Below are 21,423 nucleotides of genomic sequence, written 5' to 3'. Positions count from 1 at the left end.
AGTTTGTTGCAAAGGTAAGGCTTATTGAATATTCAAGGATTATTGAGTAGATCAGTTTATAAATGCGGCAATTGTTACCGTCAGCTCACAATTAATTTATCTATACCTTACCATTGACCTGCAATAAGTTTATCATTAGCTACCAGTACTTTGCCATTAGTTTCTGTAACTTATCGCAACTCTGATGTTAGATCATCAGTTTATTGCTGTCTTATTATTAGTTTGCTTATTGTGATCATACCGTTAATTTATTGTTTAACCAGCAGTTATACAATTTAAAAACAAACAGGAAGCCTTTGATTGAACCTTGAAGAACTAGCAGAAAGGATAAAGAACTTCGAAGGGGTTACCCGAAAAAGACAGATTGAGGATATAGTTTCTATCTTCGAAGCCGTCCGTCCTGAATATGGGAACGCTATCGTTGATTTTGGGGATGACGCCGCAGTTATTGATATAGGAGGAGATGACGTAATCCTCTTTGCAGCAGACGGTATCTGGGGGCGACTGCTGGATGCAAGCCCCTGGTGGGCGGGTTACGGGGCTGTGGTTGTAAACATAAATGACATTGCAGCCATGGGTGGAAAACCCCTTGCCATGGTGGATATTGCCTCTGCAAATTCTCCTAAAGCCTGCAGGGAACTGATGGAAGGGCTGGCTGAAGGAGTAAGGAAATTCGGAGTTCCTGTAGTTGGAGGACATGTCCATCCTGATACGCAATATAATTCTCTTTCCGTTGCTATCATAGGGATTGTCAAAAAAGACTGCGTGATCAGAAGCGATACCGCAAACCCCGGAGACCTGGTAATTGCAGCCTATGATATGGACGGTAAAATCGGTCCGAATTCCCCTTACAGCTGGGACACGACTTCTTTTAAAGAACCTTCAGTGATAAGGGAAAGCTACCTTGTAACCCAGGAAATAGCAAAGAGAAAGCTTGCAACCGCGGGCAAGGACATAAGCAATCCCGGGCTCATAGGAACTCTCGGAATGCTTTGCGAGACGAGCAGGGTAGGAGCCTCAGTGAATCTGGAGAAAGTTCCCAGACCGGTGGATGTGAACTTTGAGCAGTGGCTGAAAGTGCACCCGGGAACAGGCTACGTATTCACTGCAGACCCGAAAAAAGCAGAAGAGTGCGTAAGTGTTTTTGAAGCGGCAGGTCTCACAGCTGCAGTTATAGGAAAAATCGAAGAAGGACCAAAACTCGATATATACGATCAAACAGGCAGGATAACTGTTTTTGACTTTTCAAAAGACAGTATTACAGGTATCGGTTCCGAATAATCGTGACTTTACCGCATCTTCAGGGTTTATGTCAAAGAAAAAGATATTTTTTGCTGAAAAGTGGTTATTTCACTTATTCAGCATACGTATTCAGCACATGTTATTCAGCATATGCTCCTATTGCTTTTATTCCCATCTGACCTGGTCTGCGCAGGCTTACTTGCCTTCGACCCAGGCCTTCATTTCCTTATAGAGAAATTCTTCAGCAGCCTGAACCTTTTCAAGAGGACCGCGAAGAGCGAGAATTTCTCTTTCCTCACTGTTTGCAATACCAACGGGCATCTTCCGCGTTACGGGCTCAAGAGCAAATTCTTCCACAAGATCGTAAATTATGGACACAACCGTACCAGGGGGGATCAGCAGATCATAGAGCTCTTCATGTTCCAGATTTGTACCTATCCCAGCAGCTTCATTCTGCTTTTTGGCAATTAAATCTTCAAGATTGAGTGTTTTGTGCATCAAGGGTCACCTTCTTCTTTTATTGATTACAGTTGCTGACTACTATTTACCAGACAGTAAACTGATTCTAATCGGATTAAATCGAATTAATTTTATCTAAATGTATTGAAGCAATTGATCGAATGTATCAGAATAATTCAAAAATTTTTAAAATCCTTTTGTATGATCCAGAGTACTGACGTCCAGTCATATCTCTTTTTTGTATGAACCTATGATAAGTATAATCATATTTATGGTTGCTTCTTGTGAGTTGTACCTGTAGTTGCAAAAACCAAAGCAGAAGTGAGGGACAGAAAGCATGTACGTACTGACAGCGGCTCTCAAGTGTTCTTTCATCCAGTCCCGGCATTTTTAGAAAAGGCCGACAATTATAGATTATAGCATATTTATAATTAAACTATTAAACTGAGTATCAATGTTTTAAACCCGGTACATCTGTTTTTCCTCTGAATAGACTGTTTTTGAACCGGATCTTTGAACCAGAGCTTTGAACTGGATCATATTTTTGGCTTAAAACTTGATTAAGATATAGCTGCAGCAATAATTACAGCAAATTAATTACAGCAAACTGATTATAGCAAACTAATAGTAGTAAACGAATTATAGAAGACAGAAAACAAGTGTTCTTAAGGAATAATAAATTAATAAATATGAAGCAAAAGTGCGGAGAGAGGAGGCCCTGGAAATTAATTCATTTTTCCCGGATCATTTATTCCGACTGATCCGGATTATCAATGCAGCTCCCGGGCAAAACGGCTCTGAGCAAACTTTATCTGAGATGAAAATATCTTATAAGAGGATAGCAATGCAGAAATATAAGTTAAAACGCGGCTTTAAACCCGAGCCTGACAGAATCTTCCAGGTAATGCAGGATAGCTTCCCTGGCGAAATCACCCAGAACGGAGGACGTTTTGAGACATCATATGGGGCAATGTCCAGGATAACAGTCTGGATAGAAAACAAAATGCTCTATGTGGACACGGTTTCCGATGTAACTGTAAAGGACGACGCAATTATCCTGCAGACCAATAAGGCTTACCGGGATTTTCTCCTCAATGCCACCGGTTACACGGCAAAAGAGCGGTTGAAGCATGCTAAAAAAGAAGTCGGAGAGGAATAACCTCCTGACTGCTCATTCTTATTTTGCGTAACCAACAACATCCGACAGCACTTACCTGGAGGTATCGTTCTGGAAGCAGATTTTCTTGAAAAACTGAAAAGCCTTGAAATTCCCACATGCCTCCGGGTCTGCTGTGGGACCGACGGTTCGGTAACCTTTCTCCTTGAGATTATGACCCGAGAAACGGTAACTGTAAAAACCGAGTCTCAATACATAACCAAAGCTGATAAGGAAATGGCTGACCTTCTCGGAGTGGAAGAGGGCAGTAACGTAAACAACAGGACAGTCCGGCTCTCTGCGGGGGACACGGTATTCGTCCAGGCAAGGTCACTTTCTCCTCTGGACCGCATGCCTGCAACCATGAAGGAACAGCTAATGCGTGCAGACATCCCCATAGGCAGGATCCTGCGCAGCCACAACCTCGAAACTAGGCGCGACATGGGAGAACTCAAAGTCCTTAAAGGAGAAAACACCTTTGACGGCATCCCGATCCTTTCCCGCTCCTATAAAATTGTGCATGACAACCACGTCCTTATGTGGATCAATGAAAGCTTCCCAATCGATGAGCGCTGGAACCTCTAATGGACCACCCTGGGGCCCCGATCTGAGATACCAGCCTGAAGCCCTAAAAAATAAATGTTAAAGAAACCGGCAATTTTCCCTGCCATTTCTCCGAATTTTTTAGGATAAAACCCCATATTTTTAGCCTGTAACCGGATTTTTCCCAGAATGCAGCCAGATCAGTCGAAACCTTTATATCTCTGGTGTGATATTTTGGAGATGCTCTTACAGCAACAGTGCCTTGGTGGCTTAGGGGTATAGCGCGTCCTTGGTAAGGACGAGGTCGCGGGTTCAAATCCCGCCCGAGGCTTTTTTCTTTTTTGTTTAAAGCCCACTTATTCACTGGAAGAAGTGGTACAGTAAATGTGGATATTTATAATTACAGTTTTTAGAAGAGGCTAGAATCGCTAAGTAAGGCACCGATTTCTGACAAGAACAAGAAATTGATTTTAGATTTTGCTGATAACTGTTTTACCGAGCGATTAGATCAACATCGTATTTTGAAATATATTTCAGTCCTGAAAATCATTGCTTTGAAACTTCAGCTTGACCTTGACAAAGTTGAAAAAAGAGATCTTTTTATATTTATCTCTGAATTGGAAAGGTCAGATAAAAGTCAATGGCTAAAACATGACTATAAGGTAGATTTAAAAAAATTCTATAAAAGATACCACAAGTAAGAAAATTCTGAGCTTACACGATGGATTAAGACTACCTAAAGAAGAAAGATTAGAAGCTTCCATAGGAGATGTTGACTGAATTAGATGTTTTGAAGCTGATAGAAGTGCTGAGCATGAAAGAGATCGGGCAATAATTGCTTTGTAAGGGGACATCGGAGCAAGAATTGGAGAAATTGGAGAAATTGGCACTCTACATATCAAACATGTTTCTTTCGATGACCACGGAGCAATTAGAAGCGTCAAGGGAAAGACGGGATATAAGCGAGTCAGAGAAGTTGGAGTGTAGGATACTTGAAAGCCTGGATTTGAAGTACATCCAGAAGGATACTATCCAGATGCTCCTCTATGGGTTACACTGAAAAGTAAAGAAAATTCGTTGAAACCAATGCAATATGGGGCAATAAAATGAAGCTACAACGAATAGCCAAGAAAGCAGGGATTAACAAAAAGATCCATCCTTACTTGTTCCGACACTTTCGCTGCACCTACATGGACAATTACTTGACAAAAGCTCAGATGAAAATATATTTTGGCTGGACTCAGGGCTCAGATATGCTAGGAGTATACGTTCATTTGTCAGGCAAGGATGTAGATGACGTTTTAAAAGCTAATGAAGTCAGCGAAAAAGATACATTAACCATAAACTCCGTGCAAAAGGGACGAACTAAAGAGAAAGTTAAACGATTGCATCTTTGTGCACACTATAATTGAAAATAGTGTTCCTGGTTTAAACTTATTGAATTCTTTCTGATCGTGATACGCAAAAGACTTTTGGTCTATTTCTGATCTCAGGGACATATAGCTTCTATTTTTCAAAATCAGCGATTTAAAGTGATCTATTCTCTTTTCTGATTTTCAGATTTGCAATACTCTAATCTCTGTATTGGGACAGTACATTTATTATTTCGAAGGCTACGGGGCATACCCATGGGTTTGGTAAATTTGTCGTATGTTTTGAATAAGTAGCTTTTGATATAACAAATCTATATTTAGATTTATAAAAGATTATATTGTAGCTGTTAATCAGCCTTTGTTAAGCGTAGTGATTACTTCTTGGCTCCGGTTAACTCGCGTTAAATATCTGTTCTGGAGATGTAATCTTGTATATTTAGTTCAGACTATCATTGTTTATCTAATTATATATAAATAAGGTATTGTTGTTCTAGTTGTATATAAATAAGAAGTAGAAATTGCCCTTTAGTTTACACTTTGAAGTTTTAGGTGTGGATAAGGTGTAATTTCTGAAAAAAGGATGAATTTAAATGGAAGAAATTGGTGAAATCACTTTAATTGAAGATATTGACTTTGAGTCGGATTTTCAATGATGGTTTCTTTGTATCTGATTCCCTCACTTATGTTAGTATCATTTGAAATTCTCACGTTTTTGTTTGTACTTATATTCCTTTCAACCCTATCCATTTCTTTAGGCAAATACTCTAAAATTAAAGGACTATAAAAGCCAAGCTTTAAAGAAAAGATTTAAAGGCCATCAATGAATAATCTTTGTTAATATTTTTATGACTTTAAGAGAGAGTGAAAGATTATTAAGGGGAAATAAATGAAAGATAAAGAAGAATCATATTCAATAGCTTTAACTGCAATAGCCTTCTTTTTTATTTTCTTAATTTCTTTGTTACCTATTGCATCGGCGACTAGTTCTCAAAATCCCTCCCCTATGGCTCAACATGCATACGTTACAAACTACGATAGCAATGCTGTCTCTGTGATTGACACTGTAACAAATACTATTACGACTGTAGTGAATGTAGGAGCCTATCCTTGGGGGGTTGCAATAAACCCAGAAGGGACGAAGGTATATGTGGCAAAAGCTGATGGGAATGTTTCTGTAATAGACACAGCTACAAATAATGTTACAGCCACAGTGGAAGTTGGGTCCAGTCCTTACGGAATTGCAGTCAGCCCGGATGGAACAAAGGTATACGTGACGAACAATGGCAACCTTAAATTCCCTGGCAAGACCGTTTCTGTAATTGACACAGCAAACAATACTGTTACAGCTACGATAAATGTAGGAAACTGGCCTTGTGGAGTTGCAGTCAGCCCTGATGGAACAAAGGTGTATGTAGCGAATTCGAGTAGCCCTGAAGTTCTCAACAATTCTGTCTCTGTGATTGATACTGCTACAAACACTGTTATATCTACAGTGAATGTAGGATCCTATCCTACAGGAATTACAGTAAATCCAGAAGGAACAAGGGTATATGTAACTAAAGGTAGTAGCAACACTGTCTCTGTAATTGACATAGCAACAAACAAGATTACAGCTACAGTGGACGTAGGAATCATTCCCTTGGGAGTTGCAGTCAGCCCAGATGGAAAAAAAGTATATGTAACTAATCTCGGTAGCAACAATATTTCTGTGCTTGACACAGCTGCAAACAACGTCACAACCACTGTAAATGTAGGTATCAGACCTATAGGTGTTTCAGTCACTCCTGATGGAAAAAAAGTATATGTGGCGAATTCCGATAGCAACACTATTTCTGTAATTGATACAGCCACAAACACTGTTACCGCCACAGTACCTGTAGAAGGCAGGCCTATTTCTTTTGGGCAGTTTATAAGCTATGTCCCAGTAACAGAAATACTCCCTGCAGCTGTGCCTAACTCGAATGTTACCAGCGGCTATATCCCCCTTTGCGTCCAGTTCACTGACCTTTCCCAGAACATAATCTCAAGGATCTGGGATGTTGGCAACGACGGAACTATTGAATCCACTGATGCGAGCTTTGTTTATGAGTTTAGTTCCAAAGGAACTTATCCAGTGAGGCTCACCGTAACCACTGAAAGCGGCAGTTCCTCTGAAGTACTAACAATAAGTGCACTGAGAAAGAGCAGCAGCGGTAGCAGTGGAGGTGCTGGTGGTTCACCTGAGCCTCAAAAGAACGTTGAAGTAAAGGAACTTTCCCAGGTCTTCATTACAAATGACAAGCCCATAAAGTTTGATTTCACAAGGAACGCAACCTCTGTCATATATGTGAGCTTTGACTCAAAGAAGACGGTTGGCAGGACAACAACCATTGTTGAGATGTTGAAAAACAAATCCACGCTTACCCCGAACTCCCCCGAAGGTGGAGTATACAATTATCTCAATATCTGGGTTGGCAACAGCGGATATGCAACTGAAAAGAATATAGAAAACACAGTTGTTTGTTTCAAGGTTGAGAAATCCTGGGTACAGGATAAACACATTGACCAGTCTTCTATCGCCCTGAACAGGTTTAACGATAACAAGTGGAATGAGCTACCAACCAGTCTTTCAGATGAGGATAACCAGTATCTGTATTTCACAGCACAAACCCCTGGATTATCTCCTTTTGCAATAACAGGTAAGACAATAGTAGAAAAAGCTGACACTGAAATACCGCCTGAATTTGATACTAAAGATATTGAGAACAATGGAAGTTCAACGATAAACGTTGAGCAGGAACCAGAAAAGGAACAGAGTACAAGAATGCCTAGCTTTGAAATTGTTTATGGGATATTAGGGCTGCTTGGATCATTCCTGTATAGAAGAAGATAAAGCAGGCTAATCGTAATTGGGAGTCGCTGATCAAATCTAGCTAACCAAGATAAATATGCCCGCTTGCCAGATTTGAGAATTATTTTTTAACAATAATTCGCCTGTATAGTCTGGTTTGGTATCTCCTTTAGGATTGTCTTATAAAAGGTTCTGTGTTTCAAGTGTAATTCTTAAGACAACTCATGCGAATAGGTCTTTATGAACACATTATATCACTGCCAAGGGAAACATCACCTGTATAAGGACTAGAATGTGTGAAAGTTAAGGCATGATAAAAAGATCTTAAAGGCATTTACTGAACTATATTTTGCTTTTTACACTTTCTTTCATCAAGAACACTTAGAACACTTATAATGGGAGGGGGTAAATACAGAGAAAGAGAAAATGAGAAATAAATTATTTCTTCCTCCCCTCCCTCTGAATTATATAGACTCTCCAATTAAAAGCGTTCCATCTGTTGAGAAAAATAACGAAAAGAGCTAGAAAAAAGAGAAAAATATGAACAGATTTGAAAAATCAGTTCTGTTTTTTCCATGTATATAGTATTGTCTCAGGCACTTGACCCTGATTTTTGCCCACGAATTAAAAAAAATTAAGGGCAAAATAAGGAACAAAGTTTAAGACAGGGATTTCCGTTTAGTCTCTTTCTTTCTCCTCTTCAAGGTTCATAAACTCATCATAACATGTGATACAGATATATTTATCTTCAGGGCATGTTTCTTTAGAGTCCAACCTGGGACCGCCGGGTTTTGTGGTTCCTACCTTTAAGATATAGAAATGCTCACCGAATTCGACGGGCTGCCCACATCTCGAACATAAGAAGGGTGGATTCTCAACCGAATCAGCTGCACACTCAACGCATATCAGATCGGACTTATCCCCGTGAACATCCTTGAATTTTATTGGTTTCATATCCTGGCTGGTATCGACGACCAGCACATCTTCCAGCAGTTCCCGACCACAGATATTGCAAAATTCCTTCATTTTGTCGCTTCCCGTCATTATGTCGCCTCTATTCTTCAGAGTATTTCTCACAAATCCAGTACCAAGCCTGCAAGAGGTTTTATTATTCCCGTTTTTTACTTAGTTTTATTCCCCTTTTCGACCCTTATATAATTTATATCGGGCTAGATATTTAAAAATATTGTTATTTTAATGTGTTATCACTTGATTCAGTATTCTCACACCAGAGATTTCCTTTCGCCCTGCAGATAATTATATAAAGAACTTTATGAGGAGAGTTTTGAATATTGAAGGTCCCTAATACATTAAATTTACTAGAAATGACAATAAATAAAAGAAGATATTAAACACTAAGTTTCTGTAGTTTTACTGGCAAACTACTTCCTGGTAGCTTAGATGTATAGCGCGCCTCTGATAAGGACGAAGTCGCAGGTTCAAATCCTGCCCGAGGCTCTTTTCACTCTCAGTTTCAGAATGGGCACGTAAATTAAATATTTCTGCACGTTTGGAATCTATGAAATGTGCAGTAGAAAACATGATAGAATTCATAGGAGATCCTTAGAGTAAAGGAGAATAAAAAATGACGGATGATAAACACACGATTTTAATTTATTATCATGATGATAATGACGGACTCTGTTCAGCCGCTGTCGCTGCGAATTACTATGACCGGAATGAATTTGCCATAAAGTTTGTTGCTATAAATTACGGCAAAGAGTCGTGGAATGAGGAAGAAATAAGGGCAGCCGAAAAAGTATGGCTTGTTGATTTTGCAAGTGACAGAATGGATGAATTCGTAAAAGCCTGCGGGTCTAAACTGATATGGATAGACCATCATAAGACTGCTATGGAGAAATTTCCGGACCTGTGGAATTCAAGTAATATTCCGGGAATCAGATCCATTGAAAAAGCAGCCTGTGTACTTACATGGGAGTTTACGCATCCTGAATATGTTCCGCCTCCTGCAGCTGTTGCTTATATTGGTGATAAAGATATATGGAAGTTTGAATACATTGAGACCAGGGCTTTCAGTGCAGGTTTCAGTCTGATGGTGAAAAACCCTGATGATAACGCATGGGACGTGCTTCTTGATTACAGTTCCGAATACGAAGATACTGTAAATAGAATTGTATCTATCGGTGAATTACTCCTGGAAGCTCAAAATTACAAGCTTCAGAAAGCATTCGAACGTGGGGTGGATTGCATTTTCCATAACTGGAAAGCCAGACTTGTAAACACTACCGGGAACATCTCAGAGCTTGGAGAATTCATTTACAAGAAGCCCGAATATGATATTGCTATTATGTGGCAGGCTGTGGAGGATATGGTAGTATTCAGCCTGAGGTCTGATTCAGGGAGTCCCGACTCACCTGATTGTGCCGAAATTGCTCAGCAATACGGCGGTGGAGGGCACAAGAATGCTGCTGGATTCCAGAAAAAGAATATTGATTTTCCACGTTTGCTTTTTTGTTAGATCTAAAAACGAGAAATAAACTCTTTATATCTGAGTTAAAAACCTTTATCATTTTTATTTTCAGTGGCTGGCTCTACGACCAATTTCCCTCTACCCGGATGAACGGGAAAGTCTCATTAGAGTTAAAAGCTGAAAGAGATTAAGGATTAAAATAATTTAACCATATTTTGAAAAAATTTATATTATGAAAGAAAGTGGAATTTGAAGCAAAAATAGAAAATTGGAGCAAAAAATAGGAAGTATAATTTGAAAAAATCGTTTTTGTTTCTTATTTTTGGCTTTTTGAGACAATTTAGTAAATGTAATATAACTAGTATCTCCGGAATACTGCCTAAATAATATTAGTCTAATGAGATAACTATTTATAACAAGTATATGTACTTTATATTAAGATACAATTAAAAAAGAACACAACAGTGGGGAAAAAAACATGAGAATAAGAGTAGTTAGTTCCAGAGAAGAAATCTTTACATTAAATCCAAACGAAAGAATAGTTCACCTGGCTTTCAGGCCTTCAAATAAGGATATCTTTGGACTGGTTGAAACCTGCCCCAAGATTGAGGTAATCCAGTTACCTAAATCATACATGAGTACAGTTTCAAAGTCCATAGAGATATTCCTCCAGATGCAAAGAGTCCAGCTTCTTGAAGGGGATGTCTGGGGGCACAGGAAAGACATCAACGAATATTACGCAATTCCATCTTCAGTGATTGAAAAAATAAAGGATATGAAAATCGAAGGTAAAGCCACTGAGGAGATTGAGAAAAAGGTTTCAAGGGAAAGCAAACTGAACCCTGGAATGGTCGCTTATATCCTGACAAAAGAAACTCCTGTCTGAACAAACGGGGCAAATTAAATTATTATGTGTTTAATGGAAATTAGATGGGATAGAAATGGGTTGATCTTTCATGTCTAATCTCCATCAATTTCCAGCTTAAATCTTGATCGCTCTTTTTCCGACCATATCTCTTTCTCCGGAATCCCGGAATATAAGTTATTGAAACTTTTCTCATCGAAGACAGTTTTAGACGACTGACATACATTGTAGTTGCTTAGAACCTGATAGACTCAAACTGTAAATCGATAGAAATTTAAAACCAAATCAAGGAGGAACAGAAAGTATCTCCCTGGCATAGTAATGTTTATTGTAATTTAAAGACGATTAATCGTATATGGTAGATATTACAGGGAAAAGAGACTTACGAGAAGCTGATCTTAAAGGTGCTGACCTTCGAGGAATTGACTTTCAAGGAGCTAATCTTGAAAAGGCTAACCTTATAGAAGCTAACCTCAGCGAAGCTAACTTTAAAGGCGCTAACCTTAAAGGGGCTGACCTTTTTGAAGCCAACCTTGAAGAAGCTCACCTTGAAGAGGCTAACCTTATATGGGCTGACCTCAGATGGACTAACTTTAAAACAGCTTACCTTGAAAAGACTCATCTTGAAGGGACTAAACTTGAAGGGGCGAATTTTGAAAAGGCTAATCTTAAAGAGGCAAACATTGAGGGGGCTAACCTTATAAAGGCCAATCTTAAAGGAGCGAATCTTGAAGGAGCAAGCCTTAAAGGAGTGAATCTTGAAGGAGCTAACCTTGAAGGGGCAAACCTTGAGGCGGCTTTCCTTGGAGACGCTTACGGCTTATCATTTGACCAGCTTTCTAAAGTGAAAACACTCTATGATACAAAATTAGACGAAAAACTCCTCATGCCATTAAAAGAGAAGTATCCTGCCCTTTTTGAAAAACCAGATTAAGTGAATGATCGGATATTACCGAAAACATTATTATGTTTTTTTTATTTCCTTATTCTCCAAAAGCAGCCTAATGTTTAAGCTGTTATTTCATTCTCCCGGGTCAGCGCCTGAATCTGGTCTATTTGCTTTGCATACCCTCGTATAGGTTCTTAATCTAAAGTGGAAACTAGCATCAGGCAGTTTCAATAATAATAATAATAATTCTGAAAAGAGTGTATGCCGATTGGTCTCCAGGTGATAAATGAAGCATCAATCGGCAAAGGTGCAGAATAGTTAGGTATTTAGACGATATTTAATATAAGCTTCTCATCTATATTAGAGCTTTCAGGATAAATAACATTATAAACTGATAATTTTCAAAGAACCTATAATACTTGAAGAGCCTATATTGACCGGAGATCTACAATATATAAGTCGTGAAATAGAACAGGTATAAAAAGTGCCCAGATTTTTATGAGTAGGTTCACCCGAAGCTTATCTTTTTTACAAACCAATTAAACCCTCTATAATTTACATGAAGAGTTTTTATATTTCTAAAGCCAGCTCATAATAAAAAAGGAATCGCCTGTCCCTCTTACATACAAGGAAAGATTATCATGGAAATATCACGGAAAATCAATAAAATCAAAATAGCCTATTTTTCCGGGACAGGAAGTACAGCCCGGGTTGCTGATGCCCTTGAAAGGGAGTTTACCGCGCACGGTATATCTGTTATAAAGCTTGAGATAAGGGCAGGAAATATTGTTTCCGGTGATAAAGAGGATCTGTTGATACTGTTATTTGCTGTTCATGCGTTTAACGCCACAAAGATTGTATATAAGTGGATTGACAGCCTGTCAAGTAACAACAACAGGCCAGTTCACGCTGCAGTGACATCTGTTTCCGGGGGCGGGGAAATGACACAAAACACAGCCTGCCGCGTAAGTTCTATACGCAAACTGGAAAGAAAGAACTACAAAGTTGTTTATGAAAAAATGGTAGTAATGCCTTCAAACTGGTTTGTTAAAACAGATGACAGGTTATCTATCAGACTGCTTGAGATACTGCCATCAAAGGCTAAGCGTATCGCTGACGACCTTCTGGTAGGGGTTTTGTATACAGAACCAGGCCGAAGTTCATAGGCCGCATCTTCTCCAGGGTAGGGGAAATGGAAAAAACGGGAACAAAGTTCTTTGGGCAGAAAATCAGGGTAAATGAGAACTGCAATGGCTGCGGCTGGTGTGAAAAGAAATGTCCTGCAAATAACATCAGCATATTGGACAACAGACCGATTTTTGGTAGGGAATGCTTGCTTTGTTTGAAGTGCATCTATGGATGTCCCAATAAAGCCCTTAATGCGGGAACATTCAAATTCATCATCCTGAAAGAGGGATACGACCTCAAAGCTATCGAAAAGAGGATGAAAGGCATTAAACCAGCTCCTGTAGAGGATCTAGCTAAAGGATATCTATGAAAAGGGATAAAGGAATACTAGCTTGAAGATTGACTTCTAGCACGCTCCGTCCATCTGAAGTTTGAATTTTTTCTGCAAACTGAGGGGGCATAACCAGAATCAAGATCGTTTATCTCTATATTTGACAGTATTTATGGCTGAACACTCGAAGAGATGACCAACAAGGAATTTACTATGTAATCACTTTGTCAGCTAAAGAGATCAAAGCTGAGATAGAAAGACTGCAGACGAAAAAGGAATTCTTTCATTTTCTGAGTAGAAGAAAAATCTGTTTTGAAACAAAACAGAAAGATAAAGGCTGTCAGAATGAAACACAACAACCCTGCTGAAAGCAGATAAATGTAGAACTTTATATTTGCTTTGAAATTTTTAATATCGCGATATAATTTTTTATGGAACAATTTTTGATAGAATTAATTTAAAATAATTTATGTTATTATTATATGCTGGAGTTGGGAAGTAAGGTGGGGTATAATCTACCACATAAAGAATCACCTGGAGGACGCTGATCCTTTCTTCGGATCAATTTGCTTGGGGGAGCAAAATATTCGAAGAGGCTGTATTGGGGGATACAGTACGGATGCAGTCCCTCTGGGTTTCTTCTTACTATTCTTAATCTATTCTGTTTTCAATTCTCTTTTTCAGTCCTTTTTTCAGTCCTTTTTCAATTCTCTTTTTCAATCCTATGAATGTAATTTAAATTTTTCGAGTTTTATCTAAGATTCTTTTTTATTAGTACCTTGGACTCAAGACTCATGTTTAAGTAGGTATTTAAATAAACCTGTTTTTTATTACGCAACGTTATATAATATATAGGTTTTTATGCATCGGAATTAATAAATATCCATAGTAGCATATAATACTGATAAGTTTTTCTGTTTGCCAGTATAAGAGTATGGGAACCCTTCTTCATAAAAGAGAATTCATAAGCACCTGCGGACTTGAAAATCGATTAAAATATTTCATAAAAACTTATTTATAAAAAAAGTACTGCCAGATGACGATAATAAAGAAGTAAAAAGCTTAAAAATTGTATTGGGGAGAAAAATTGGCAGGTAGCGAGACAGGGAACCAGGTTTCAGGTGGAGAACAGGAAATGGTTTTACGATCAATTTTCCGATTATTTTCCGATTATTTTACGATCAATTTTCCGATTATTTTCCGATTATTTTCCGATTAATTACCGATTAATTACCGGATCTGAGAAGCCAGAGAGATACAAAAAAACAGACACAAAAAGATTTATGAGAAATTGCTCACCGAATATTGAATTGGATTTAATCTGTATTTAATGGTCGAAGAAGGTGTGGAATGGAAGAAAGCCTGAGAAAATCCGGTATTGACGTTATTGGAGATGTGCCCTGGGGAACGCACTTCTGCCAGTTTTACCAGACAAGAGAAGATCTGGTGGGTATACTTGTTCCCTATTTCAAAGCAGGGTTGGAAAATAATGAATTCTGTATTTGGGTTACATCACAAGTCCAGGATATAGAAGAGGCAAAAGAAGACCTGAAAAGAGCTATTCCTGCAATCGATGCTTACATGGAAAAAGGGCAAATCGAGATTATTCCTTATACGGATTGGTACCTGACAGAGGTTACTTTCGATCAGGAGAGAGTCTTAAACAACTGGGTCGAAAAACTCAACAGTGCCATGGAAGATAGCTATGAGGGTTTGAGGTTCGGAAACACTTTATGGCTAGAAAAAGAGAACTGGCACGGCTTCGCGGGTTATGAGAAAGAAGCAGACAATGTAATTGGCAACCATCGTATAATAGCTCTATGCACCTATTCCCTCGACAGGTGCAAAGCAACTGAGATCATCGATGCGGCCATCAACCATCAGTTCTCTTTAATCAAAAGGGAAGGAAAGTGGGAGCAGATAGAGAGTCCCAGGCTCAAAAAGGCGGAAGAGACAGTTTTTCAGGCTTCAAAAGAAGCAGAAGCTAATTTAAAAGAAGCACATGACAACTTAGAAAAACTGGTTGAAGAGCGAACGGTGCAGCTTGAGAAAGCTTATAAAGCGTTGAAAGAAAGTGAAGAAGGACTTGCGGAAGCCCAAAAAATGGCTCATATAGGGAGCCGGACCTGGAATATCGCGACAGGTGAACTACAATGGTCAGATGAGGTTTATTGCATTTTCGGACGTGGACCTCAGGAATTCGGCTCAACTTACAATTCTTTTTTAAAGTATCTACACCCTGAAGACAGGGACTATGTCATTGATGCCATTAAGAAAGGGTTAAGTGAAGAGCCGCAGAGCATTGATTATAGGATTCTCCTGCCTGATGGAGAGGAACGTACTGTCCATACACAGGCCGAAATTATTCTCGATGAAAATAATATCCCTGTTAGAGCAAAGGGAATAGTTCAGGATATTACCGAGCGCAGGAAGACAGAAGAGGCGCTCAGGTTATCAAACATTTATAACCGCCGTCTGATTGAAGCTAGTCTTGACCCCCTTGTAATCATCGGGCTTGACGGCAAGATGGCGGATACGAATGCAGCTACGGAATTGATCACCGGATATTCAAGGAACGAGCTGATCGGGACTCGTTCTTCGGATTATTTCACTGAGCCTGAAAAAGTTATTAAAGTGCATAAACAGGTGCTTGTGCAGGGAGAAATCCGGGATTACCCTCTTGAAATCCAGCACAGGGATGGGTATATAACGCCCGTTCTGGTTAATGCTTCAGTATATAAAGACGAAAGTGGGAAGGTTATAGGGATTTTTGCATCTGCGCACGATATTACTGAACGTAAGAAAGCAGAAGAGAAAATCCAGATGCTGGCGAATGTTGTGGAGTCATCGGACGATGCTATTATAACCAAGTCTCTTGATGGCACGATTACAAGCTGGAACAGGGGAGCGGAGCAAATTTACGGTTATTCTGCTGAAGAAGTCTTGGGAAAAAACATATCGATAATTGAGCCGGAGAATCTTAAAGGGGAAACAAAACAGTTAGCTGAAAAGATTGAACAGGGAGAAAAGATCCACCACTCAGAAACTTTGAGGTTAAAAAAAGACGGTACAATAATAAATATTTCGATAACTCTCTCTCCGGTTTTTGACGCGTCTGGAGAACTTATTGCCGTTTCAACGATTGCCAGGAATACTACCGAGCGCAGGAAGGCAGAAGAGGCACTCAGGCTATCAAATATCTATAACCGCAGCCTGATTGAAGCCAGCTTGGATCCTTTAGTAACCATAGGGCCTGATGGCAAGATCACAGATGTAAATGCAGCTACGGAATTGATCACCGGATATTCAAGAGACGAACTGATCGGAACGGACTTTTCGGACTATTTCACAGAACCTGAAGAAGCCAGTAAAGGGTATCAACAGGTGTTCGTGGAGGGAGAGGTCCGGGACTACCCTCTTGAAATCCAGCACAGGGACGGGCATATAACTCCTGTTTTGTATAATGCTTCGGTTTATAAAGACGAAAGTGGAAAGGTCATAGGGGTTTTTGCTGCTGCACGGGACATTACTGAGCTTAAGAAAACAGAAGAAGTGTTAAAACAAAAAATGGGAGAGCTTGCCCGTAAAAGAGAAATTCATCATCGGATCAAAAATAACCTGCAGGTAATTTCCTCCTTGCTCGCCCTCCAGGCTGAAAAATTAGGCAGTAAAGAATATATAAAGCGCTCGGAAATTCTCGAAGCTTTTCGAGAAAGCCAGGATAGGGTGGCATCCATCGCTCTTATCCATGAAGAATTGCACGAGGGCGGAGAAAGTGATACCCTGAGCTTTTCACCGTATATTGAAAGACTTGTTGAGAACCTTTTCCATATATACAGGTTTGAAAACGTCGACATCAGATTGAAAACGGATATGGAAGAGGATGTGTTCTTTGATATGGATACTGCGGTCCCGTTAGGGATAATTGTTAATGAACTTGTGTCCAATTCCCTGAAACATGCTTTTTCCGGCAGAAAAGAAGGAGAAATCCAGATAAAGCTTCACAGGCAGGAAGTTTCCAGGAGTAAAAGAAGTAGATATGGCAGCCGCAGAGAAAGAGATATCAAGAGAACTGAGTTTACCCTAATAGTTTTGGATAACGGGGTTGGCATTCCAGAAGCAGTCGATTTTGAAAACTCAGATACCCTTGGATTGCAACTGGTAAGTATACTGGTAGAACAGCTGGACGGAGAGCTTGAATTGAAAAGAGATAACGGAACGGAGTTCACAATCAGAATCAGTGTAAGAGGTAATTCGTGACTCCAGAAATTAACTCCAGAAATTAACTCCAGAAATTAACTCCAGAAATTACAGTCCCAGAAGTAAAGCGATATAAATGGCTACACAGAATGTTTTTAAAAAATAACCCCCTATACCTAAAATGGGGGAAATAAATGCCATATAAAAGTAATTCTGAACTGCCGGAGACCGTTAAGGAAAACCTGCCTGAGCACGGTCAGGATATCTACAGAGAAGCATTCAACAGCGCCTGGGAAGAATACAAAGACCCTTCCGAAAGGAAAGGGGATGCTTCAAGGGAAGAAACTGCGCACAAGGTTGCCTGGAGCGCAGTCAAAAAGAAGTATGAGAAAGACTCTAAAGGGAACTGGGTAGAGAAGGACTGAATTTTTGATTTCCGGAACCTGACATTTTTATTTCTTTTAGATTTTTTTCCGTCCGGATTTTTTCCTGCGGTTCTTTTTCTTTGAGATTATTTTTTTAAGAATTAGAATCTTTTAAAAACTAGTGCTTCGATTCCAAATAAATTCCTTATTTAATGGGAAAAATGGTGACTATTGATATATTCAAACTTCAACTTTTGTGAACATACTTCGGAATCACAATACTAGTGTATCGATTCAAAAATGAATCCATAATTGAAGGAAAAAATTAATTGATCAATGGATAGGTTTTATAGTTCATGTTTTGGAACGTATTTTGGAATCGAAACACTAGAGTCTTTAAGAACTGGAACTTTTTAAGAATTGAAGTTTTTAATAAGAAAAAATAAAAATGAAAAACTAGAATTCGTATCATTTGTATATCGTGTTTTCAGGATTATGATCTTCGATCATACTCGATTTTATCCACCTCAGGAACACTGGTAATTGCAATAATGTTCTGTACCGCAAGCGTGCCGGTAATTACTACATCCGGACCTTCCTGAATATCTTTAATCTTAAGCCCGTTCCCTTCCAGGGCAACTGTTACTTTTTCAAGAATAGCATCTTGTTCCAGAAGGACTCTAACTTTGACACGCTCTTCAGATCCCAGTTCAAGCTTATTTTTGACTATTGAAGTCAATTCAGCAGAAAGTTTCGATGAAGTCAATTGTATCCCCCATATTCATTTTAATTGCTTTACCATAAATATCTGGCTATCCTTCATCCTGCTGTACTGAAAGTGACCTGCCTGCAAGTAAAAATCAGGTTTATTTATAAGAACAGGGAGAGAAGAGCTGAAGATGGCGAGCTGTTTAAGTCGTATTTAAACCACATACCTATTCTCGAAAAAAGGAATCGCTCAAATAAATGTATATTCTAAGAAAAGGCATATCCCCAAAATAATCTAACCTAGCTTCATATTAAGCAATATATTTATTTAAATACAGAAAGAAATGAGCTTTAGAAGGGGCAGGAACAAAGAAGATGGATGGATACCAGATGACATTAGGGAAAAAAATGAAAATATCGCCCTATGAAATAATACTCTGGGTAGCATTAGCCGGTCTGCTCTATATAATCAGCCGGAGCAACTACCTTCTCTTCCATACTCTGGCAGAATTATTCAGTATATATGTAGCGTACGTCGTCTTTCTCATAGTATCGAAATCAAAAACCCGCCTGGAAAACAGGTATCTTATACTCATAGGAGTTGCTTATTTCTTTGTTGCGAACCTGGATCTGCTCCATACATTTGCATACAAAGGAATGGGGATTTTTCCTCAGTTTGATTCAAACCTTCCCACTCAGCTCTGGATAGCCGCAAGGTACATGGAAAGTATCTCCCTGCTCGTAGCTCCACTGCTGTTAAAAGATTACAAAGCAGAAAATAAAACAGGAGATACAGGAGCAAGAGAAAAAAACAGGTTCTTCTGGCAAACTTTTCTCATATATACAGTAATTATGGCTGGTTGTATTCTCTCAATCTTTATTATCGGAAACTTTCCCGATTCTTATATTGAAGGTTCCGGACTTACTCCTTTTAAGATTGTAAGTGAATATGTTATATCATTAATTCTTCTCTGTTCACTTATTCTTTTATACACAAAACGAGATCGGTTCGAAACCCGTGTCTTCAGGCTGGTAGAAGCATCAATAATTGTCACAATCCTCGGAGAACTCGCTTTTACTCTGTATGTAGATGTATATGGGTTTTTCAACCTTCTGGGGCACTACTTTAAAATTCTTTCTTTTTACCTGATTTACACAGCTATAATTGAGACAGGATTTGAGGCACCTTACAGCCTTCTGTTCAGGGAGCTTAAACAGAGTGAGGAGGCATTCAAGCAGAGAACAATTTTCCTCGAGGATGACCAGGGCAGGATCTACAATATGCTCGGTGTAAAGATAGCTGATTCCAAAGGCATACAGGAGCTGGAAAAGAATCAGATACTGGAAAGAGATCGGATAAAACAAAAAAACTACAACTCGCTCATGTATAATATAAAAGGGTTTATAGGGTTCAGGCTTGACAGGAACTTTGTGCCCTTATTCATAGAAGGAGAAATAGAAGAAATTACAGGTTATAGTAAGGAAAATCTCCTTTCCGGCAAGGTTAGATGGGAAGAAATAGTAGTGCCTGAAGATCTGCACATTATTCTTGAAAGCATGAAAAGGTTTACCTCTAACCCGGACCTTTCTACCGAAATTGAGTACAGGATACGCAGAAAAGATGGAGAAGTAAAATGGGTAAGCGTAATACTGCAAAAGCTTCCGGCAAATTCCGGATTGTCTGGAGAAATGCAGGGTCTCATTCGCGACATTACAGAACGTAGAAGAGCGGAAGAGGTACTGAAAAAAATAGATGAGGCACGCATAAAAGAAATTCATCACAGGATTAAGAATAATCTGCAGGTGATCTCTTCCCTGCTCAGCCTTGAAGCTGAAAGGTTCAGCGACAAAAAAATGCTTGAAGCCTTCAGGGAAAGCCAGAACCGTGTTACCTCCATGGCTCTTATCCATGAAGAGCTGTATAAAGGAAACGAAATCGATACCCTTGATTTTGCAGCTTACCTCCAAAAACTGACTGCAGACCTGCTTGGTTCATACTCCGTACAGAAAGATAATATTAACCTCAAACTGGACCTTGAGAAAGTTTATCTTGATATGGACACCGCAATACCCCTGGGCATAATTGTTAACGAACTTGTTTCCAATTCCCTGAAGCATGCTTTTCCCGAAGGGACCGAAGGCGAGATCCGTATAAGCCTTTACAAAGCGGATAGTTTTGCCTTAAATATCCGGAGTTCAGGACTGGATAAGGAATGCGTAGATGAGAGGAACCTGCGATTCATATTGAGCGTAGCTGATAACGGGAAGGGAATTCCGGAAGATGTAGACTTCAAAAATGCAGGGTCTCTCGGGCTCCAGCTGGTAGATATTCTTGTTGATCAGATTGACGGATGTGTAGGGATTAGAAGAGATCAGGGGACAGAGTTTACAGTCCTGTTCGGAGGCTCAAAAAAGTGAATAACCGTCTGGAAATAAAAATCAGTTAAAATATCCTGAAAAGGAGAAAAACCTGTAGGTTAAAGAAGCCTGTGATTTTAAAAAAGCCTGTGACTTAAAATCCTGTAAGCTTTATTCAGGCAAAAATTAAGCACAGGATCACAGGTTCTTTGGCCTGGAATAATATTTTGATGAGATTGAATATTTGGCAGCGGGGGAGTTACTGCTGAAAACCGCAAATCCAAGAATTTTTTTATATTTTTTCCAGACCAGGAGTTTGGAAGCGGTAAAAGAGCAATTTCACTTAAAATAGACACCGGAAAACAGACATAGGAAAATAGAAAAAGGGATTAATATTGTAAACAACACCCATAACGTATCTAAAAAGAGGTTTGCAAGACTTTAAGAGGTTTACAGCGTTTTAGAGAGTTTTTCAGAACATTCTGTTAAACAAAGTTTACAACATCAGCTTCGAAAAACTTGTACACTTTACATAAAGGAGAAAC

Annotated in this window: 17 protein-coding genes and 1 tRNA gene; 14 read left to right on the top strand and 4 right to left on the bottom strand. The window is 39.1% G+C overall.

What is annotated here, in order from left to right; genetic code table 11:
• Nucleotides 1–300: 300 nt before the first annotated feature.
• Nucleotides 301–1,281, top strand: coding sequence for a methanogenesis marker 2 protein (locus tag ACZ5A8_RS03190; RefSeq protein WP_464532151.1), 981 nt, complete (start codon nucleotides 301–303; stop codon nucleotides 1,279–1,281).
• A 156-nt stretch (nucleotides 1,282–1,437) separates the two neighbouring features.
• On the opposite strand, the gene ACZ5A8_RS03185 is transcribed toward ACZ5A8_RS03190, so the two are convergent.
• Complete coding sequence (locus ACZ5A8_RS03185) at nucleotides 1,438–1,740, bottom strand: hypothetical protein (protein WP_229388031.1); 303 nt, start codon at nucleotides 1,738–1,740, stop codon at nucleotides 1,438–1,440.
• A gap of 805 nt (nucleotides 1,741–2,545) precedes the next feature.
• On the opposite strand from ACZ5A8_RS03185, the gene ACZ5A8_RS03180 reads away from it, so the two are divergent.
• The 5 genes from ACZ5A8_RS03180 to ACZ5A8_RS03160 all read left to right on the top strand — a co-directional run bounded on the left by ACZ5A8_RS03180 (nucleotide 2,546) and on the right by ACZ5A8_RS03160 (nucleotide 7,645).
• Complete coding sequence (locus ACZ5A8_RS03180) at nucleotides 2,546–2,860, top strand: DUF5611 family protein (RefSeq protein ID WP_464532150.1); 315 nt, start codon at nucleotides 2,546–2,548, stop codon at nucleotides 2,858–2,860.
• A 39-nt stretch (nucleotides 2,861–2,899) separates the two neighbouring features.
• Nucleotides 2,900–3,442 carry a chorismate--pyruvate lyase family protein gene (locus ACZ5A8_RS03175; RefSeq protein ID WP_464533996.1) on the top strand — a complete coding sequence of 181 codons (543 nt, stop codon included), beginning with the start codon at nucleotides 2,900–2,902 and terminating at the stop codon, nucleotides 3,440–3,442.
• Between the two features lie 217 nt (nucleotides 3,443–3,659).
• Nucleotides 3,660–3,731, top strand: a tRNA-Thr gene (locus tag ACZ5A8_RS03170).
• Between the two features lie 552 nt (nucleotides 3,732–4,283).
• Nucleotides 4,284–4,460 (top strand): hypothetical protein, encoded by a 177-nt coding sequence (locus tag ACZ5A8_RS03165; RefSeq protein WP_464532148.1) that lies wholly within the window; start codon nucleotides 4,284–4,286, stop codon nucleotides 4,458–4,460.
• A 1,199-nt stretch (nucleotides 4,461–5,659) separates the two neighbouring features.
• Nucleotides 5,660–7,645, top strand: coding sequence for a PGF-pre-PGF domain-containing protein (locus tag ACZ5A8_RS03160; RefSeq protein ID WP_464532147.1), 1,986 nt, complete (start codon nucleotides 5,660–5,662; stop codon nucleotides 7,643–7,645).
• Nucleotides 7,646–8,281: 636 nt separating this feature from the next.
• On the opposite strand, the gene ACZ5A8_RS03155 is transcribed toward ACZ5A8_RS03160, so the two are convergent.
• Complete coding sequence (locus ACZ5A8_RS03155) at nucleotides 8,282–8,647, bottom strand: hypothetical protein (RefSeq protein ID WP_464532146.1); 366 nt, start codon at nucleotides 8,645–8,647, stop codon at nucleotides 8,282–8,284.
• A 327-nt stretch (nucleotides 8,648–8,974) separates the two neighbouring features.
• The gene (locus tag ACZ5A8_RS03150; RefSeq protein ID WP_464532145.1) at nucleotides 8,975–9,157 is read right to left on the bottom strand and encodes a hypothetical protein; all 183 of its coding nucleotides are present in this window, start codon (nucleotides 9,155–9,157) and stop codon (nucleotides 8,975–8,977) included.
• A gap of 31 nt (nucleotides 9,158–9,188) precedes the next feature.
• Between ACZ5A8_RS03150 and ACZ5A8_RS03145 the strand changes: the two genes are divergently transcribed.
• From ACZ5A8_RS03145 to chaB, 7 genes are all read left to right on the top strand, one after another.
• Nucleotides 9,189–10,082 carry a DHH family phosphoesterase gene (locus ACZ5A8_RS03145; protein ID WP_464532143.1) on the top strand — a complete coding sequence of 298 codons (894 nt, stop codon included), beginning with the start codon at nucleotides 9,189–9,191 and terminating at the stop codon, nucleotides 10,080–10,082.
• Nucleotides 10,083–10,512: 430 nt separating this feature from the next.
• The gene (locus tag ACZ5A8_RS03140; protein ID WP_464532142.1) at nucleotides 10,513–10,920 is read left to right on the top strand and encodes a DUF1699 family protein; all 408 of its coding nucleotides are present in this window, start codon (nucleotides 10,513–10,515) and stop codon (nucleotides 10,918–10,920) included.
• A 334-nt stretch (nucleotides 10,921–11,254) separates the two neighbouring features.
• Nucleotides 11,255–11,833 (top strand): pentapeptide repeat-containing protein, encoded by a 579-nt coding sequence (locus ACZ5A8_RS03135; RefSeq protein WP_464532141.1) that lies wholly within the window; start codon nucleotides 11,255–11,257, stop codon nucleotides 11,831–11,833.
• 596 nt (nucleotides 11,834–12,429) lie between these two features.
• A complete protein-coding gene (locus ACZ5A8_RS03130) occupies nucleotides 12,430–12,954 on the top strand; it encodes a hypothetical protein (protein WP_464532140.1) in 525 nt (174 codons plus the stop codon).
• Nucleotides 12,955–12,980: 26 nt separating this feature from the next.
• Complete coding sequence (locus ACZ5A8_RS03125) at nucleotides 12,981–13,286, top strand: 4Fe-4S binding protein (protein ID WP_464532138.1); 306 nt, start codon at nucleotides 12,981–12,983, stop codon at nucleotides 13,284–13,286.
• A gap of 1,311 nt (nucleotides 13,287–14,597) precedes the next feature.
• Nucleotides 14,598–17,507, top strand: coding sequence for a PAS domain S-box protein (locus ACZ5A8_RS03120; protein ID WP_464532137.1), 2,910 nt, complete (start codon nucleotides 14,598–14,600; stop codon nucleotides 17,505–17,507).
• Between the two features lie 134 nt (nucleotides 17,508–17,641).
• Nucleotides 17,642–17,872 (top strand): putative cation transport regulator ChaB, encoded by a 231-nt coding sequence (gene chaB / locus ACZ5A8_RS03115; protein ID WP_229388014.1) that lies wholly within the window; start codon nucleotides 17,642–17,644, stop codon nucleotides 17,870–17,872.
• Nucleotides 17,873–18,305: 433 nt separating this feature from the next.
• Here the strand turns inward: chaB and ACZ5A8_RS03110 are convergent, their stop codons facing one another.
• Entirely contained in the window at nucleotides 18,306–18,578 is a 273-nt protein-coding gene (locus ACZ5A8_RS03110) for a hypothetical protein (protein ID WP_229388012.1), read from the bottom strand.
• Nucleotides 18,579–18,910: 332 nt separating this feature from the next.
• Between ACZ5A8_RS03110 and ACZ5A8_RS03105 the strand changes: the two genes are divergently transcribed.
• A complete protein-coding gene (locus ACZ5A8_RS03105; protein ID WP_464532135.1) occupies nucleotides 18,911–20,938 on the top strand; it encodes an MASE3 domain-containing protein in 2,028 nt (675 codons plus the stop codon).
• Nucleotides 20,939–21,423: the final 485 nt, after the last annotated feature.

Source organism: Methanosarcina subterranea (assembly GCF_055385895.1).
Note: the sequence above shows the minus strand (reverse complement) of the source record. Positions and strands in the feature narration are given on the sequence as shown.

Coding starts and splice junctions, on each gene's coding strand:
- ACZ5A8_RS03185 (WP_229388031.1), bottom strand. CDS start 1,740: ATGCACAAAACACTCAATCTTGAAGATTTAATTGCCAAAAAGCAGAAT.
- ACZ5A8_RS03180 (WP_464532150.1), top strand. CDS start 2,546: ATGCAGAAATATAAGTTAAAACGCGGCTTTAAACCCGAGCCTGACAGA.
- ACZ5A8_RS03160 (WP_464532147.1), top strand. CDS start 5,660: ATGAAAGATAAAGAAGAATCATATTCAATAGCTTTAACTGCAATAGCC.
- ACZ5A8_RS03155 (WP_464532146.1), bottom strand. CDS start 8,647: ATGACGGGAAGCGACAAAATGAAGGAATTTTGCAATATCTGTGGTCGG.
- ACZ5A8_RS03150 (WP_464532145.1), bottom strand. CDS start 9,157: ATGAATTCTATCATGTTTTCTACTGCACATTTCATAGATTCCAAACGT.
- ACZ5A8_RS03145 (WP_464532143.1), top strand. CDS start 9,189: ATGACGGATGATAAACACACGATTTTAATTTATTATCATGATGATAAT.
- ACZ5A8_RS03140 (WP_464532142.1), top strand. CDS start 10,513: ATGAGAATAAGAGTAGTTAGTTCCAGAGAAGAAATCTTTACATTAAAT.
- ACZ5A8_RS03135 (WP_464532141.1), top strand. CDS start 11,255: ATGGTAGATATTACAGGGAAAAGAGACTTACGAGAAGCTGATCTTAAA.
- ACZ5A8_RS03130 (WP_464532140.1), top strand. CDS start 12,430: ATGGAAATATCACGGAAAATCAATAAAATCAAAATAGCCTATTTTTCC.
- ACZ5A8_RS03125 (WP_464532138.1), top strand. CDS start 12,981: ATGGAAAAAACGGGAACAAAGTTCTTTGGGCAGAAAATCAGGGTAAAT.
- ACZ5A8_RS03120 (WP_464532137.1), top strand. CDS start 14,598: ATGGAAGAAAGCCTGAGAAAATCCGGTATTGACGTTATTGGAGATGTG.
- chaB (WP_229388014.1), top strand. CDS start 17,642: ATGCCATATAAAAGTAATTCTGAACTGCCGGAGACCGTTAAGGAAAAC.
- ACZ5A8_RS03105 (WP_464532135.1), top strand. CDS start 18,911: ATGACATTAGGGAAAAAAATGAAAATATCGCCCTATGAAATAATACTC.